The sequence below is a fragment of the Microbacterium terrisoli genome (assembly GCF_030866805.1).
Lineage (GTDB): Bacteria > Actinomycetota > Actinomycetes > Actinomycetales > Microbacteriaceae > Microbacterium > Microbacterium terrisoli.
Genome location: NZ_CP133019.1, coordinates 2,368,402 through 2,383,470 on the forward strand (window position 1 = coordinate 2,368,402; position 15,069 = coordinate 2,383,470).

At 69.2% G+C, this 15,069-nt stretch carries 18 protein-coding genes; 4 read left to right on the forward strand and 14 right to left on the reverse strand.

All coding sequences use genetic code 11. From position 1 onward, the window contains the following. Positions 1 to 70: 70 nt before the first annotated feature. From QU603_RS10640 to QU603_RS10685, 10 genes are all read right to left on the reverse strand, one after another. Positions 71 to 295: a DUF3046 domain-containing protein gene (locus QU603_RS10640; protein WP_308491363.1), complete on the reverse strand. Its 225-nt coding sequence runs from the start codon at positions 293 to 295 to the stop codon at positions 71 to 73. A gap of 3 nt (positions 296 to 298) precedes the next feature. Further along, on the reverse strand, positions 299 to 607 hold the full coding sequence (locus QU603_RS10645) for a helix-turn-helix domain-containing protein (RefSeq protein WP_308491364.1): 309 nt from the start codon (positions 605 to 607) through the stop codon (positions 299 to 301). 156 nt (positions 608 to 763) lie between these two features. Beyond that, entirely contained in the window at positions 764 to 1,249 is a 486-nt protein-coding gene (locus tag QU603_RS10650) for a CinA family protein (protein WP_308491365.1), read from the reverse strand. Then, the gene (gene pgsA, locus QU603_RS10655) at positions 1,246 to 1,812 is read right to left on the reverse strand and encodes a CDP-diacylglycerol--glycerol-3-phosphate 3-phosphatidyltransferase (RefSeq protein WP_308491366.1); all 567 of its coding nucleotides are present in this window, start codon (positions 1,810 to 1,812) and stop codon (positions 1,246 to 1,248) included. Before pgsA ends, QU603_RS10650 begins: the two co-directional genes overlap by 4 nt. Positions 1,813 to 1,830: 18 nt before the next feature. Then, positions 1,831 to 4,524: an FtsK/SpoIIIE family DNA translocase gene (locus tag QU603_RS10660; RefSeq protein ID WP_308491367.1), complete on the reverse strand. Its 2,694-nt coding sequence runs from the start codon at positions 4,522 to 4,524 to the stop codon at positions 1,831 to 1,833. 92 nt (positions 4,525 to 4,616) lie between these two features. After that, positions 4,617 to 6,296, reverse strand: coding sequence for a ribonuclease J (locus tag QU603_RS10665; RefSeq protein ID WP_308491368.1), 1,680 nt, complete (start codon positions 6,294 to 6,296; stop codon positions 4,617 to 4,619). Further along, positions 6,293 to 7,270: a 4-hydroxy-tetrahydrodipicolinate synthase gene (dapA, locus tag QU603_RS10670; RefSeq protein ID WP_308491369.1), complete on the reverse strand. Its 978-nt coding sequence runs from the start codon at positions 7,268 to 7,270 to the stop codon at positions 6,293 to 6,295. The genes QU603_RS10665 and dapA overlap by 4 nt, the downstream gene beginning before the upstream one ends. Before the next feature lie 64 nt (positions 7,271 to 7,334). Beyond that, positions 7,335 to 8,105, reverse strand: coding sequence for an SDR family NAD(P)-dependent oxidoreductase (locus QU603_RS10675; protein ID WP_308491370.1), 771 nt, complete (start codon positions 8,103 to 8,105; stop codon positions 7,335 to 7,337). A gap of 3 nt (positions 8,106 to 8,108) precedes the next feature. Beyond that, positions 8,109 to 8,699 carry a dihydrofolate reductase gene (locus tag QU603_RS10680; RefSeq protein WP_308491371.1) on the reverse strand — a complete coding sequence of 197 codons (591 nt, stop codon included), beginning with the start codon at positions 8,697 to 8,699 and terminating at the stop codon, positions 8,109 to 8,111. Position 8,700: 1 nt separating this feature from the next. Further along, positions 8,701 to 9,504, reverse strand: coding sequence for a thymidylate synthase (locus QU603_RS10685; protein ID WP_308491372.1), 804 nt, complete (start codon positions 9,502 to 9,504; stop codon positions 8,701 to 8,703). A 74-nt stretch (positions 9,505 to 9,578) separates the two neighbouring features. On the opposite strand from QU603_RS10685, the gene QU603_RS10690 reads away from it, so the two are divergent. From QU603_RS10690 to QU603_RS10705, 4 genes are all read left to right on the forward strand, one after another. Next, complete coding sequence (locus QU603_RS10690) at positions 9,579 to 10,013, forward strand: TlpA family protein disulfide reductase (protein ID WP_308491373.1); 435 nt, start codon at positions 9,579 to 9,581, stop codon at positions 10,011 to 10,013. Continuing rightward, a complete protein-coding gene (locus QU603_RS10695) occupies positions 10,006 to 10,509 on the forward strand; it encodes a DUF4395 domain-containing protein (protein ID WP_308491374.1) in 504 nt (167 codons plus the stop codon). The genes QU603_RS10690 and QU603_RS10695 overlap by 8 nt, the downstream gene beginning before the upstream one ends. A 77-nt stretch (positions 10,510 to 10,586) precedes the next feature. Beyond that, complete coding sequence (locus QU603_RS10700) at positions 10,587 to 11,012, forward strand: OsmC family peroxiredoxin (RefSeq protein WP_308491375.1); 426 nt, start codon at positions 10,587 to 10,589, stop codon at positions 11,010 to 11,012. Further along, on the forward strand, positions 11,005 to 11,976 hold the full coding sequence (locus QU603_RS10705) for a TIGR01777 family oxidoreductase (RefSeq protein ID WP_308491376.1): 972 nt from the start codon (positions 11,005 to 11,007) through the stop codon (positions 11,974 to 11,976). Before QU603_RS10700 ends, QU603_RS10705 begins: the two co-directional genes overlap by 8 nt. On the opposite strand, the gene QU603_RS10710 is transcribed toward QU603_RS10705, so the two are convergent. The 4 genes from QU603_RS10710 to QU603_RS10725 all read right to left on the reverse strand — a co-directional run bounded on the left by QU603_RS10710 (position 11,940) and on the right by QU603_RS10725 (position 15,032). Beyond that, positions 11,940 to 12,386, reverse strand: a complete 447-nt coding sequence (locus tag QU603_RS10710) for a tetratricopeptide repeat protein (RefSeq protein WP_308491377.1) — start codon at positions 12,384 to 12,386, stop codon at positions 11,940 to 11,942. The two genes, QU603_RS10705 and QU603_RS10710, sit on opposite strands and share 37 nt — an antisense overlap. Then, entirely contained in the window at positions 12,383 to 13,153 is a 771-nt protein-coding gene (gene dapB / locus QU603_RS10715) for a 4-hydroxy-tetrahydrodipicolinate reductase (protein WP_308491378.1), read from the reverse strand. Before dapB ends, QU603_RS10710 begins: the two co-directional genes overlap by 4 nt. Before the next feature lie 77 nt (positions 13,154 to 13,230). Next, a complete protein-coding gene (locus tag QU603_RS10720) occupies positions 13,231 to 13,833 on the reverse strand; it encodes a histidine phosphatase family protein (RefSeq protein WP_308491379.1) in 603 nt (200 codons plus the stop codon). A 95-nt stretch (positions 13,834 to 13,928) separates the two neighbouring features. Next, entirely contained in the window at positions 13,929 to 15,032 is a 1,104-nt protein-coding gene (locus tag QU603_RS10725) for an aldo/keto reductase (protein WP_308491380.1), read from the reverse strand. Positions 15,033 to 15,069 lie beyond the last annotated feature (37 nt).

Here is a 15,069-nt window from a genome sequence, read left to right on the forward strand (position 1 = left end):
CGCTTATCTCGAACGCATCTTCGACGACACGCCGCACGCGTCGGCGCGCAGAAATCGTGCGCGGTGCCCCTCAGGATCGCCGCGGTTCGAGCCGGCCCGCACCGTGCCGACGCGACTCGGGCACATCTGTTTCGATGCACAGCGCGAGCCAGACCTCTCGCGGCGGGATGCCGGCATCCAGCGCTTCTGCTGCCGTGCGATCACCCAGGCCCGGCAGCACGAGGTCGTTCACCAACGCCGACGAGCGGCCGCCGAACTCTGCGGCGACCGCCCGTTGGAACTCGCTGCGACGCACGCGTCAGCGCAGCGACAGTTCGGGACCGACCTCTGCCACAAGGTCGTCGGGCACCACGTCCGGGAAGGACTGGACGCCCTCGAGCACCGAGATGCGGTCGCTGACTTCGCGCATGATCGTCGAGATGGGAACATCGAGCGCGTCGGCGACCGATGCGAGGATCTCGCTCGATGCCTCCTTCTGGCCGCGCTCGACCTCACTGAGGTAGCCGAGGGCGACGCTCGCGCGGCCCGCCACCTGCCGGAGGGTATCGCCCTTCTGCTGACGGAAGTCGCGAAGCACGTCGCCGATCTCTTGACGTACCAGGATCATTTCGGGCCCCTCCTCACCGTTATTTCCCTCGTTGCCGGGTGCACAAGAGTACAACACCCGTGTGGGTCACACTAATCCCACGCGCTTGGTAATACTTGGGAATCGCCGAATGCAACCGTTCTGTGACGGGGGTTGTTCCCGATCGGCCGAACCATGTCACAATGCGCCGATCGCGGCACGAAGGGCGAGCCGCACCGCGTCATGCCGGATGTCATCACGGTTGCCCGAGAGCACTGCCGAGACGACCTGCGTCCCCTCGGGGGTCGCCACGCCGACGTGCACCGTACCCACCGGCTGGCCGTCGGGAGAGGTCGGGCCTGCGATGCCGGTGGTGGCGATGCCGACGTCGGCCGGGCCGTCCGCCGTCGTCGTGGCCGCACGGACGCCTTCTGCCATCTGCCGCGCGACGTCGGGATGCACGGGGCCGTGCTCGGCCAGCAGCACGGCGTCCACGCCGAGGATCCGGTGCTTGAGCTCGGTGGCGTACGCGACCACTCCCCCACGCACCCACGCTGAAGCACCTGGCACGTCGATGAGGGATGCCACCACCAGGCCGCCGGTCAGCGACTCGGCGACTCCGACCGTCCACCCTCGCGCCTGCAGCCGCGCGAGCACCTCGACCGCATCGGGAGAGGCTGTCACCGCTGCTTCTTCCGGCTGCCGCGCACCTCGCTGACGATGTAGTCGATGCCGCTGGCGATGGTCAGCACAACGGCGATCGTCATCGTGACGATGTTCACCCAGCGGATCCAGTCGCCCACGAGCATCGCCAGCGGCAGCAGGGCCAGGGTCAGCGCGACAGCTTGCGCCAGGGTCTTCAGCTTGCCCATCCACGCCGCCGCCAGAACGTGGTCGCTGACCACCGCGAACCGGTAGATCGTGATGCCCACCTCGCGCACCAGCACGATGATCGTGATCCACCAGTCCAGCTCGCCGAGGATCGACAGCCCGACGAAGGCGCAGCCGGTGAGCGCCTTGTCGGCGATGGGATCCAGGATCTTGCCCACATCGGTGACGATGTCGTTGTGGCGCGCGAGGTAGCCGTCGATGCCGTCGGTGGCGATCGCCACGACGAACAGGACAGCCGACCACCACCGCAACGGGCCGTTCGCGCCGTCGTCTGCCAGCAGCATCCACAGGAACACCGGCGCACAGATGATGCGCACCACGGTGATGGCATTGGGCAATTGGCGGGGAACAGTCACGGCTTCAGTATTGCAGTGCTACTCGCGGCCGGTGAGGCCCCAGGCATCCTCGTCGCCGTCATCGCCGTCCACCACGGGCAGACCGTCGTACTGCGCCTCGATCGGGTCGCCGCTGTACGGCTCAGGGGGCGCCGCCGAAGCCGCCGGAGCCGGCGGCTCCTCTCCGCGCAGCCGCGCGAGCACCTGGGGCAGCTGCTCGGCCGTCACCAGCACGTCGCGGGCCTTCGACCCTTCGGACGGTCCGACGATCTCGCGCGATTCGAGCAGATCCATGAGCCGGCCGGCCTTCGCGAAGCCGACGCGCAGCTTGCGCTGCAGCATCGATGTCGACCCGAACTGCGTGGAGATGATCTGCTCGGCGGCCGCCAGCAGCAGGTCGAGGTCATCCCCGATGTCGGCGTCGACCTCTTTCCTGTGCACGACGGCCTGCACATCGGAGCGGTATTCGGGCCGCGCCTGGCCGGTCACGTGCTTGACCACGCGCTCGATCTCGGGCTCGCTGACCCACGCCCCCTGCACGCGGATGGGCTTGGAGGCGCCCATCGGCAGGAACAGCGCGTCGCCCTGTCCGATCAGTCGGTCGGCGCCGGGCTGGTCGAGGATGACCCGTGAGTCGGTGACGCTGGTCACCGCGAACGCCAGACGCGAAGGGACGTTGGCCTTGATCAGGCCCGTCACCACATCGACCGACGGTCGCTGCGTGGCAAGGACGAGGTGGATGCCGCTGGCCCGCGCGAGCTGCGTGATGCGCACGATCGAATCCTCGACGTCACGCGGGGCCACCATCATGAGGTCGGCGAGCTCATCGACGACGACCAGCAGGTAGGGATAGGGCTTGAGCACCCGCTCGCTTCCCGGAGGCAGATGGATCTGGTCGGCGACAACCGCCTTGTTGAAGTCGTCGATGTGACGGAAGCCGAACGACGCGAGGTCGTCGTAGCGCAGGTCCATCTCTTTCACGACCCATTGCAGCGCCTCGGCGGCCTTCTTCGGGTTCGTGATGATGGGCGTGATCAGGTGCGGCACGCCCGTGTAGCCGGTCAGCTCCACGCGCTTGGGGTCGATGAGCACCATGCGCACTTCGCTGGGCTTGGAGCGCATCAGCAGACTCGTGATCATCGAGTTCACGAAGCTCGACTTGCCCGATCCGGTGGACCCGGCCACCAGAAGGTGCGGCATTTTCGCGAGGTTGGCCACCACATAGCCGCCGCCGACGTCCTTGCCGACGCCGATCGTCATGGGGTGTTTGGCCTTGGCTGCGGCATCCGAGCGAAGGATGTCGCCGAGCGTCACGATCTCGCGATCCGTGTTGGGGATCTCGACTCCGATCGCGCTCTTGCCCGGGATCGGGGCGAGGATGCGCACCTCGTTGGATGCCACGGCATAGGCGATGTTGTTCGTCAGGGCCGTGATGCGCTCGACCTTGACGCCCGAGCCCAGCGAGATCTCGTACTGCGTCACGGTCGGGCCACGGGAGAAGCCCGTGACCCGGGCATCCACTTTGAACTGCTGGAAGACGCCCGTGATCGCGGCCACGACCTTGTCGTTGGCCTCTGATCGCGTCTTGCCGGGCTCACCGGCGACCAGCGTCTGCGTGGACGGCAGCTGATAGGGAGTGGAGGGCACGATCCGCTCTCCCGAACCGCTGATGCCGGTCAGACCCGGCAGGGCCGCGTCCACCGGTCCGGTGTCGCTGTCATCGGCCAGCCCGGTGGCGGCCGCATCCACGCGACGCTGCGCCCCGGCGAGCACAGACGGCGAGATGACCTCGGTCACCGCGTCCGGCAGCGCCGGTGGCGTACTCGGGGCGATCGCTTGCTCGAAGCCTCCGTGGTCCGAACCCGGAACCAGCAGATCAAGGTCCTGCGAGCCGACCGTGGCATCGGCATCCTTCTCGCGGCCGCTCTTGTTGCGACGCCACCAGGGCAGCTTGTCATCGCCGTCGTCGCCTGCCGGCAGCACAGCCGTCGGTGCGTTGGCGTCATCGCCACCGCGCTCGGCACCGAACATCCACGAATAGAGGTCGCCCAGACGCCGGCCGATGCGATTGGGCGGAGTCCGGGTGAGGATCAGGACCGACAGGACGGTCAGCAGCGACAAGACGACAGTGGCGCCGATCTGCGTGAGGAAGCTCAGCGGCTCGCCGAGCATCCACCCGAACAGCCCTCCCGCCGCACTCAGCGAGGGAAGCCCGTCCTTGGGGTTCGGACGCCCCCCGAAGACGTGGCAGAAGCCGGCCGCGGACAGAATGAACAGGGCGAAGCCGATGCCGATGCGCCCGTTGTCGTGCACCGAGGCAGGATGCCGGAACAGCCACCCGGCCAGAAGGATCAGCAGCACCGGGAGGACGAAGGCGACGCGGCCGATCAGCCCGCCGACCGAGTAGGCGCTGATGTTCATCGCGACCGGATCGCCGATGAAGAACCACTCGTCCACGGCGCCCGCGACGGCCAGCAGCACGATCAGGAACGGGAAGCCGTCGCGACGCTGCTCCTTCTGGAGCGTCTCGGGGCCGAACGCGCGAAACAGCCCGCCCACCACGTGCGCCAGACCCAGCCACATCCGTACGATCAGAGGCGGTCTGTCGACCTCGCCGACATACCGCCTCGGCGCCGGCGCAGGCTTCTTGGCGCGCGAAGGCGCCTCTTTCGCCTTCGCACGCGACGACGAGCCTTTCGCGGGCGTGCGACTGCTCGTGGTGCTCCTGGCCATTGCTCCACGCTATCGCGGGGTGCCGACCTCGGCCCGGAGCGACGCGGGTTTAGAGGCTCACGCCTCGATACTGCGCCGGTCAGTGGTCGAGGCTATGCCTCGATCACCAACGGAACGATCATCGGCCGGCGACGCAGCTTCTGGTTCACCCAGCGGCCGATCGTGCGCCGCACGATCTGCGACAGCGCGTGGCTGTCGCGCACGCCGTTGCCGGCCGCCTCGCGCAGCGCCGCGACGATCTTGGGGACGACATCATCGAAGACCGCGTCATCCTCTGCCACACCGCGGGCGTGGATCTCGGGACCGGAGATGATCTTGCCGGTCGAGGAGTCGACCACGACGATCACCGAGATGAACCCCTCTTCGCCCAGGATCCGGCGGTCCTTGAGGTCGGCATCGGTGATCTCGCCGACGGTCGACCCGTCGACGTAGACGAAGCCGAGGTCGAGCTGGCCGACGACCTTCGCGATCCCGTCGCGCAGATCGACCACGGTGCCGTTCTCGCCCAGGATCGTGCGCTCGACGGGCACACCGGTGTCTTGGGCGAGCTGCGCGTTGGCGCGCAGGTGCCGGTGCTCGCCGTGGATCGGCATGACGTTGCGCGGGCCCACGATGTTGTAGCAGTACAGCAGCTCACCGGCGGCCGCATGCCCGGAGACGTGCACCTTCGCATTGCCCTTGTGCACGACGGTCGCCCCGAGCTTGGTCAAGCCGTCGATCACACGGTAGACCGCGTTCTCGTTGCCGGGGATCAGACTGGATGCCAGGATCACGGTGTCGCCGGGACCCGGCTCGATCGCGTGGTCGAGGTTCGCCATGCGCGACAGGACCGCCATCGGCTCGCCCTGCGAGCCCGTGGACATGTAGACGATCTGGTCGTCCGGGAGATCCTTGGCCTTCTTGTAGTCGATCAGCACGCCCTCGGGCACGTGCAGGTAGCCGAGCTGTTCGGCGATGGTCATGTTGCGCACCATGCTGCGGCCGAGGAACGCGACGCGGCGGCCGTGGGCGTGCGCGGCGTCGATGACCTGCTGCACCCGGTGCACGTGGCTCGAGAAGCTGGCCACGATCACGCGCCGCGGGGCCCTGCCGATCACCTGGTCCAGCACGGGACCGATCGACCGCTCCAACGCGGTGAAGCCCGGGATGTCGGCATTGGTGGAGTCGACCATGAACAGGTCGACTCCCTCTTCACCCAGGCGTGCGAACGCGCGCAGGTCGGTCAGACGCCCGTCCAGCGGCAGCTGGTCCATCTTGAAGTCACCGGTGCCCAGCACCAGGCCTGCGGGCGTGCGGATCGCGACGGCCAGTGCGTCGGGGATCGAGTGGTTCACCGAGACGAACTCGAGGTCGAACGCGCCGACCTTCTCGCGCTGCCCCTCTTTGACGGTCAAGGTGTAGGGCTTGATGCGGTGCTCTTTGAGCTTGGCCTCCACCAGCGCCAGCGTCAGACCCGAGCCGATGAGCGGGATGTCGCCCTTCAGCTTGAGCAGGTACGGCACCGCGCCGATGTGGTCCTCGTGACCGTGCGTGAGCACGACGCCGACGATGTCGTCGAGACGGTCGCGGATCGGCTCGAAGTCGGGGAGGATCAGGTCCACGCCCGGCTGGTTCTCTTCGGGGAAGAGCACGCCGCAGTCGACGACGAGCAGCTTGCCGTCGAACTCGAAGACGGTCATGTTGCGCCCGACCTCGCCGAGGCCCCCGAGGGGGATGACGCGCAGGGTGCCGGATTCAAGTGCCGGCGGATCGAGGACCTGCTGCGCGATCATCGGGTGGTCCCCGAGACCTTCGGCAGCGCGCCGCCGGCGGCGGCATTGCGGTCGGGACGGAAGTCCGAGAAGTCGACGCCCGGAATGCCGGTCACCAATGCCAGTTCGTCTTCGATCTTCGCCGCCTCCCATTCCTCGGGTCCCACCAGCGGCAATCGCACGCGGGGGCTGGAGATACGGCCGAGGCCGTGCAAGATGTACTTCGCCGAGACGGTGCCCGGCACGTGGGTCATGACAGCACGCACGAGGGGTTCGAGCTTCTTGTGCGCTTCGGTCGCGGCCGCCAGATCGCCGCGGTTCACCGCGTCCACGATCGTCCGGTACGGCTGGGCGGCGATGTTCGCGGTGACCCCGACCAGGCCGACCGCGCCGATGGCCATGTGCGGCAGCACGTTGGAGTCGTCACCGGAGAAGTACATCAGGTCAGTCTGGTTCAGCACGCGAGAGACCTCGCTGAAGTTCCCCTTCGCGTCCTTCACCGCCAGGATGTTCGGATGCTTGGCCAGTCGCAAGATCGTCTCGTACGCGATCGGGACGCCGGTGCGGCCCGGGATGTCGTACAGCATCATCGGCAGGTCGGTGGAATCGGCGATCAGCCGGAAGTGCGTGAGGATTCCCGCCTGGGTGGGCTTGTTGTAGTACGGCGTGACCACCAGGATGCCGTCGGCGCCGGCTTTCGCGCTGTCGCGGTAGAGCTGTATCGCGTGTGCGGTCTCGTTCGACCCGCCGCCGGTGATGATCGTCGCCCGGCCCGCGGCCACCTCTTTGCCGACCTCCACGAGGCGCACCTTCTCGGCGTCGGTGAGCGTGCTGGTCTCACCGGTGGTGCCGGTGACCAGGATGCTGTCGGCCCCGGCCGTGATCACGTCGTCCATGTGCTTGGCGACGGCTGGCCAGTCGACTTCGCCGTCCGCTGTCATCGGAGTGACCAGCGCGACGATCACCTGCCCGAAGGGGTTGCCCGTATGCGTCATATCCCCAGAGTATCGGTTCGGCCCACCCCGGTGATGTGCACCCCCAGCGCCGTCCCGCGCGACCTCAGGCCTCGGACGAGCGCCCGCGCTGGCCGATTCGGGCAGTCAGGCGGTCGGGCAGCAGCGGCAGCACTCGGGCGACGAGCTTGTAGCGCAGCGATGGAATCGACACAGCGCGGCCGTGGGCGAGATCGCGCAGCGATGCGCGCACCACCAGGGGCGCGTCCAGCCACATCCAGCCGGGGATGCCCTCCTGGCCCGGCGGCAGACCCAGCCGCTCGTGGAAGTTCGTGTGCACGAACCCCGGGCACACCGCGGTCACCGTCACCCCGCGCGGCGCGTACGTGACGTTCGCCCAGCGGCAGAACGACACCAGCCACTGCTTGACCGCGCCGTAGGTCGAGCGCGGCATGAAGGCCGCGATCGATGCGACGGTCAGGATCTTGCCATGCCCGCGGTCGAGCATCGGCCCCAGAGCCGCGTGGATCAGCCGGAGTGCGACCTCATCGTGCAGACGCAGGTGGCGCACTTCGGCCTCGACGTCGTTGTGCTCGAATGCCAGCGACAACCCGTGCCCGGCGTTGCTGACCAGCACCTCGACCGGCCGCTGGGCGTCGGTCAGCCGCGCCACCACCGTCGCGATCTGCGCGGGGTCGAGCAGGTCGGCCACGAGCACCTCAGCCTCGCGGCCCTGCACCCGAACCTCGGCGGCCACGCTCTCCAGGGCCTGCCGGTCACGACCCACCAGGACGACATCGGCGCCCCGCTCGGCCAACTGCCGCGCGTACTCCGCGCCGAGCCCCGAGCTCGCCCCCGTCACCAGTGCCGTCACCATGCGTCACACGCTACTGCCTGGCACTCCTGGGGACAGGGACGATGTCCTTACCTCGCGCACGTAACGCACGAAGCGGTAGCGCACACCGGTGCGCGAGGAGTGCCACTCGGTCGGCGACGGATCGGATGCCGCGGGCCGCCATCCGGCGATCTCGGGCGCCGTCGTGTCTCCGGGCACGTCCAGGTCCAACTCGGTGACTTCGAGCACGGTGACGCCGAGCTCGTCGGCACGCGCGATCGCATCGCGGAAGATCTGGCCCCCGCCGATGACCCAGACGACGCCATCGGCACCGTGCTCGTCAGGCTCGCCGGCGGCCCCGCCACCGGCGAGCGCGAGCGCAGCATCCAGTGACGCCGCTCGCTCGGCGCCGTCGGCCGCCCAGCCGTCGTTGCGGGTGATCACGATGTTGCGTCGCCCGGGCAGCGGGCGGAACCGTTCGGGGAACGACTCCCATGTGCGGCGTCCCATCACCACAGGGTGCCCCGTCGTGAGCTGTCTGAAATGCGCCATGTCTTCGGGAACGTGCCAGGGCATGCCGCCGGCGGCACCGATCACTGCCCCGCGCGCCTGCGCCCAGATCAGTCCGACGGGCATCTCAGACGGCGACGGCGGCACGGATCGTGGGGTGATGCTGGTAGTCCTCGAGGATGAAGTCCTCGTAGTCGTAGTCGAAGATCGACTCCGGCGTGCGGGCGAATCGCAGCGTCGGGTAGGGGTACGGATCGCGGCTGAGCTGCTCGCGCACCTGTTCGCGGTGGTTGTCGTAGATGTGGCAGTCTCCGCCGGTCCACACGAAATCGCCGGGCTCGAGGCCGGTCTGCTGGGCGACCATGAGCGTCAGCAGCGCGTAGGAGGCGATGTTGAACGGCACGCCCAGGAACAGATCGGCACTGCGCTGGTACAGCTGGCACGACAGCCTGCCGTCGGCGACGTAGAACTGGAAGAACGCGTGGCAGGGCGCGAGCGCCATCTCGGGGATCTCGGCCACGTTCCACGCCGACACGATCAGCCGGCGCGAGTCGGGGGTCGAACGGATCTGGTCGAGAACCTGCGAGATCTGATCGATGTGCGCACCGTCGGGCGTCGGCCATGAGCGCCACTGCACGCCGTACACCGGACCCAGCTCACCGTCGGCATCCGCCCACTCGTCCCAGATCGAGACGCCGTGCTCGTGCAGCCAGCGCACGTTCGACTCGCCCCGCAGGAACCACAGCAGCTCATAGGCCAGAGACTTGAAGTGCACCCGCTTGGTCGTGATGAGGGGGAACGACTGCGACAGGTCGAACCGCAGCTGCCTTCCGAACACGCTCGTGGTTCCGGTTCCGGTGCGGTCGTCCTTGTGCGTGCCGCCTGCCAGCACGTCGCGCAGCAGATCCTCATAGGGCGTCGGGATGCTCACGTCCGCCACGATACCCGCTGACACACTGCGTCATCCAGAAGCCGGCGGGGTGGCGCCCGACTAGCGTGATGGACATGCCCGTCTGGATCGCCCTGGTCGTCGTGGCCGCGCTGGTGGTCGCCACCACCGTCGGCGGCCTGCTGTGGCGGCTCGGTCAGAGCCGCGCCCGCTCGGTCGCCGACGGAGACCTCGACGTGGCCGGGCTCGAGCTGGGCGAACGCGGCGAACGGGCCACGCTCGTGCTGTTCAGCACCGAGTTCTGCTCGCGCTGCCCCCAGGTTCGGCGGACCCTGGATGCCGTGGCCGGCGAACACGTCGGCGTCACGCACGCCGAGGTCGATCTGACGCATCGCCCCGACCTGGCGACCCGACTGCACATCCTGCAGACGCCCACGGTGTTCGTGCTCGACGCCGACGGCGCCGTGCACTCGCGCTTCGGCGGCGCCCCGCACCGGCAGGCCGTCGCCGCCGAGCTCACCCGACTGATCGGAGAACCCGCCCATGCCTGACAAGACCATCGGCATCGACCCGCGCGGCCCGCGTTTCGGCGCCGCGATCACTTCGGTTCTGACCCTGATCACGATCGTGCTGGGCCTGACGGGGCTGTCCACGACGGCTCTGATCGCAAGCGCGACCATCGGCGCCCGCATCCTGGACCCGGCATTCCTTCTGCTCCTGGTGATCGCCCTGCTGTTCACATGGGGCGTCGGCTGGCCGCGCACCGCACCGTGGGGTGCGCTGTTCCGCCGATTCGTGCAGCCGCGCCTTGCCGCACCGAGCGAGCTCGAAGACCCCCGCCCGCCGCGCTTCGCACAGGGCGTCGGACTGCTGGTGAGCGTCATCGGCCTGGTGCTGCAGCTGGCAGGAGTCCCGTGGGGACTGACGGTCGCGGCCGCCGCAGCGTTCGTCGCCGCATTCCTGAACGCCGCCTTCGGATTCTGCCTCGGCTGCCAGCTGTACCTGCTGCTGCAGCGGGCCGGCGTCATCGGGCACGCCACCGCGTAGGCTCGGCAACCCGTCGCACCGGTCGCCGCCCACGATTAGGCTGGGCCGCACACGACCGATCGACGACGGAGGACACCATGAGCGTCACCAGCGAAGCCGCGGCACAGTGGAGCGGCAGCCTGTTCGAAGGATCCGGCCGAGTGAGCCTGACCAGCTCGGGCCAGGGCTCGTTCCCGGTGAACTGGAAGGCGCGAAGCGAAGGCTCTGACGCGGTCACGACTCCCGAGGAGCTGCTCGCCGCCGCCCACGCCTCCTGCTACTGCATGGCGCTGTCGAATGCCCTGGCGCAGAACGGCACTCCGCCCGAGAACCTGCAGGCATCGGCATCCGTCACCTTCACGCCGGGCACCGGGATCACCGGCAGTCACCTGAACGTGTCGGCGGTCGTCCCCGGCCTCACCGAGGCCGACTTCGACCGCCTGGCCGAAGAGGCGAAGGTCGGCTGCCCGGTCTCGCAGGCCCTGGCGGGTGTCGAGATCACCCTCGAGGCATCGCTTGCCTGAAACCCCTTCCTCTGCCGGCCACATCGTCGTGGCGGGCGCATCCGGCCTGATCGGGACCGCGCTGACGGCAGCCCTGCAGGCAGACGGCGTGCGGGTCACCCGGCTCGTGCGCCGCGCACCGCGCGGGCCGGGAGAGGTGCAGTGGCTGGCCGATGCCCGCCCGCTGGATCCCGACGTGCTCGCCGGCGCCGAGGCGGTGGTGGGGCTGAACGGCGCCTCGATCGGGCGGATGCCGTGGACCGCACGCTATCGCAGCACTTTGCTGTGGTCGCGCGTCACTCCGACGCGGACGCTGGCCACCGCGATCCGTGCGCTGGGTGTGGATGCCCCGGCCTTCGTCAGTGCGTCGGCGGTCGGCGTGTACGGCTCGGCCCCGGGCCTCACCCTGACCGAGCAGTCACCCCGAGGCGACACGTTCCTGGCCGATCTGTGCGGCGAGTGGGAGCACGCCGCCGCAGACGCAGGTCCGCACGCACGCGTGGCCGTGCTGCGCACCGCGCCGGTCGTGCATGCCCAGGGCGTGCTCAAACCGCTGATCCTGCTCACCCGGGCGGGCCTTTCCGGGCCGCTCGGGCGCGGCACGCAGGCGTGGCCGTGGATCTCGCTGGTCGACCAGGTGCGGGCGATCCGACACATCATCGACGCCGGCCTGTCGGGGCCGGTCAATCTGACCGGCCCGACCCGCGCCACTGCGAACGACCTCGGCTTCGGGCTGGCGGTGCGCCTGAACCGGCCGTACCTGGTGCGCGCACCTGCCTGGGCGATGCGCCTCGCGCTGGGCGCTGCCGCCGAGGCGCTGCTGCTGGCCGACGCACACGTCGTCCCGGCCGCGCTGCTGAACTCGGGCTTCTCGTTCGTGCACGCGACGGTCGACGACGCGATCGCTGCCGCCGTACCCCGTCCCGGAGATGCGGACGCGGCCTCTTCTCAGGCCTTGTCGGCCGACTCGAGCTTGATCGACTGACGGATCGCGCCCCGCGCGCGCTTGCGGTCACCGGCGGCGTCGTACGCAAGGCCCAACCGGTACCACGCGCGCCAGTCGTCGGGGTGCGCCTGCGCCTCGTCGCGGTAATGCGGGAAGACCGCGTCGCCGTCCGCGCGCACCACGCGGCCGCTGGGATGGACTGCGACGTCGTCGTCGGGCAGGCCGCCCTCCTTCTCGAGCCGACGGCCGACCTGTTCGGCGCGCACACCGAACCAGATCTCCCGCCCGATGGCCCATGCGGCGATCACCGGCAGCACGAACAGCGCGACGCCCATGACGACTGCCAGCGCGCTGCCGCTGGCCAGCAGCAGCCAGGCCCACTGGGCGATCACAACGATGTACAGCACCAGCACTGCCGCGATCAGAGCCACGGAGATGCGGGTCTTCATGCGCGGCCGGCGTCGCCGGCCGCACGGGGCGCGCCGATGCCGATGTCCAGGAAGCTGTCGAGCCCGACGACCACTCCGCGCACCGTGAGGGCATTGCGCAGCGCCAGTCGGATGCCGGGAGCGTATGCCGCCGCCGAATCGACGGTGTCGTGCACGATCGACAGCGTCTCGCCCGCTCCCGACAGGAGCACTTCCTGACGGGCGATCACGCCGGGGCGGCGCAGCGAATGCACCGGAACAGAGCCGACCTGCTGTCCGCGTGCACGCTGATCGGCGTGCGGGGCCAGCACGGGACCCTGCGCCACGCGGGCCGCAGCGATCAGCTCGGCCGTGCGCACCGCGGTGCCGCTGGGCGAGTCGACCTTGGTGTCGCGGTGCGCCTCGACGACCTCCGCGGAGGGGAAGAACGGCGCTGCCGCAGCCGCCAGCGCCGAGCCGAGCACCGATCCGAGGGAGAAGTTCGGCACGAACACCGCGCCGGTGCCCGCCGCCTCCACCAGCGGACGCACGAGGGCGATGCGCTCGGCCGACCAGCCAGACGTTCCGACCACGATCGTGATGCCACGCTCGATGGCTGCGCGCACCACATCGATCGACACCGCCGGGGTCGAGGCATCCACCACCAGATCCGCGCCGGCGATCGAGGCGATGTCATCGCGCGATGAAAGGGTCGCGTGCACAGCGAAGTCGGGCTCGGATGCCACGACCTCGCGGATGACGCCACCGAGCTTTCCGGTGCCACCCACGATCGCCACGCGTGTCGTCATGACATCAAGCCTACGTTGCGCGCGAGGGGTGATGACGCCATATGGCGACTACGGCATATATGTGCGCTGCAGTGCGCTCAGACCGGCAGCGGCTCGGGCAGGCCGGTCTGCAGCTCGAATGGCAGGTGCGCGAGGTCATTGTGCGTCAGCAGGCTCCACGGGCGCCCGGGCTTCTGCGCGATGACGGTGAGGCCGCAGTGGGCCTGGTTGAGGGTCATCCAGCGCCATTCGGGCATCTGCAGCACTTCGCGCACGAACCAGCTGATGACGAAGTTGTGGGTGATCAGCACCTCGTGCACATCACCGGGCTTGCGCACGAGGAACGCGCTGATCGCGTCGCTCATCTGAGCGCGTCCGGCCTCGATCTCGGCGTCGGTGACAGATCCGAAGAACGGCTCGTAGACCGCCGGCGTGTCCGGGGTCATCCCGGTGGGCACGCAGTCGAACAGCAGCGCGGACGGCTGCGGGTCGACCGAGGGCAGGCGCGCGGCCACGGCGCGGGCGGTCTCGGCTGCCCGCTCGAGCGGCGAGTGCCACACGGCGGTCAGCGGCAGCCCCGAGAGCCGGTCGGCCAGCGCCTCGGCCTGACGACGGCCACGCGCCGACAGCGGCCCGTCGGCGACTCCCTGTTCCGCGTCTTGGTGTTCGCCGTGCCGCACGAGATAGATGTAATGCGTCACGCCAAGCTCTCTCTTCATCGGGGGAGGAATCGGACCGAAGGCCCACTTCCAGCTTATGCGAGGTTCACGCCTCGCAGGGTCGTGCCGACCCGTGCTTATTCTGCGGCGCGCACGATCTCGGCCAGCTGCGCGCGGCTGAATCGCACACCGACCCCTCGGACGAGTTCATCGACCTGAGTGGGAGCGAAGGCGTTGACGATCGGCGCGGTCACGATCGGCTGTGCGAGTAGCCAGGCCACGGCCACCGCCGCGGTGGGCACGCCCAGTTCTTCGCCGATGCCGTCCAGTGCGCGCAGCGTGCGCGTGCCCCGACGGTTCATATTGCCCGCCAGCTGCGCGCCGCGCGTCGACCGCGCGAGATCTCCGCGCGTGCGGTGCCGGCCGGAGAGGAATCCGTGTTCGAGCGCGTGCGACGCAGTGACCGCCATCGACTGGGCGCCGGCCACGAGCTTGAGGTCGCCCTCGAATTCGTGGCGGCGGAGCACATTGTAGGGCGCGTCCAGCACGGTGATGCGCGGATACCCTGCCGAGGCCAGGATGCGGGCCTCGACCAGCTGGGCGGCGGTGAACCCGAACGCCCCGACCGCGCGTGCCTTGCCGGTCTCGACGAGCCACTCAGACGTGGCCAGCACGTCTTCCATCGCCGTGATTCCGCTGCTGGCGTTCAGATAGACCACGTCGATGTGGTCGGTGCCCAGACGCGTGAGGGATGACTCCACCGCGCGGACGAGGTTCACCGGGCCGAGGCCGGGATGATCGGGGTGGGCACCCACGCGGACGGCGAGGGCGACCTCGTCGCGCACGCCGCGCGTACGCAGCCATTCACCGATGATGTGCTCGCTGCGCCCGCCGGCGAAGCTGTCGGCCGTGTGCACGGCGTTGCCGCCGCGCTCCAGGTAGGCGTCGAGGATCTCGTGGCTGGATTCGACGTCGACGTTCCACCCGAACTCGGCTCCCCCGAGCATGAGCGGGAAGATCCGCGGGCCGCCTTCGCCGAGCTCGACGCGCACCTGCGCCCCGACAGCTCTTCCCTGCACGGGGATGGGAGCCGACGGGTGCACGGTGGTCGCCGCCTCGGGCATCGTGACCGCGGGCGGAGTGGACGGGGCGGGCATGGCCGTCGGCGCGGAGCGCCCCCCGGCTGCTCGCGCAGAACCGACACCGAAGACCGCCATGCCCACCCCCTCACGAATCTCCATGATCCGTGGCCACTGTTATGCGCGCCCCCCGGCGCGT

Bases quoted from the DNA above. Each gene is read 5' to 3' on its own strand.
- QU603_RS10645 (WP_308491364.1), bottom strand. From the start codon at position 607: ATGATCCTGGTACGTCAAGAGATCGGCGACGTGCTTCGCGACTTCCGT.
- QU603_RS10660 (WP_308491367.1), bottom strand. From the start codon at position 4,524: ATGGCCAGGAGCACCACGAGCAGTCGCACGCCCGCGAAAGGCTCGTCG.
- QU603_RS10665 (WP_308491368.1), bottom strand. From the start codon at position 6,296: ATGATCGCGCAGCAGGTCCTCGATCCGCCGGCACTTGAATCCGGCACC.
- dapA (WP_308491369.1), bottom strand. From the start codon at position 7,270: ATGACGCATACGGGCAACCCCTTCGGGCAGGTGATCGTCGCGCTGGTC.
- QU603_RS10675 (WP_308491370.1), bottom strand. From the start codon at position 8,105: ATGGTGACGGCACTGGTGACGGGGGCGAGCTCGGGGCTCGGCGCGGAG.
- QU603_RS10680 (WP_308491371.1), bottom strand. From the start codon at position 8,699: ATGCCCGTCGGACTGATCTGGGCGCAGGCGCGCGGGGCAGTGATCGGT.
- QU603_RS10690 (WP_308491373.1), top strand. From the start codon at position 9,579: ATGCCCGTCTGGATCGCCCTGGTCGTCGTGGCCGCGCTGGTGGTCGCC.
- QU603_RS10695 (WP_308491374.1), top strand. From the start codon at position 10,006: ATGCCTGACAAGACCATCGGCATCGACCCGCGCGGCCCGCGTTTCGGC.
- QU603_RS10700 (WP_308491375.1), top strand. From the start codon at position 10,587: ATGAGCGTCACCAGCGAAGCCGCGGCACAGTGGAGCGGCAGCCTGTTC.
- QU603_RS10710 (WP_308491377.1), bottom strand. From the start codon at position 12,386: ATGAAGACCCGCATCTCCGTGGCTCTGATCGCGGCAGTGCTGGTGCTG.
- dapB (WP_308491378.1), bottom strand. From the start codon at position 13,153: ATGACGACACGCGTGGCGATCGTGGGTGGCACCGGAAAGCTCGGTGGC.
- QU603_RS10725 (WP_308491380.1), bottom strand. From the start codon at position 15,032: ATGGAGATTCGTGAGGGGGTGGGCATGGCGGTCTTCGGTGTCGGTTCT.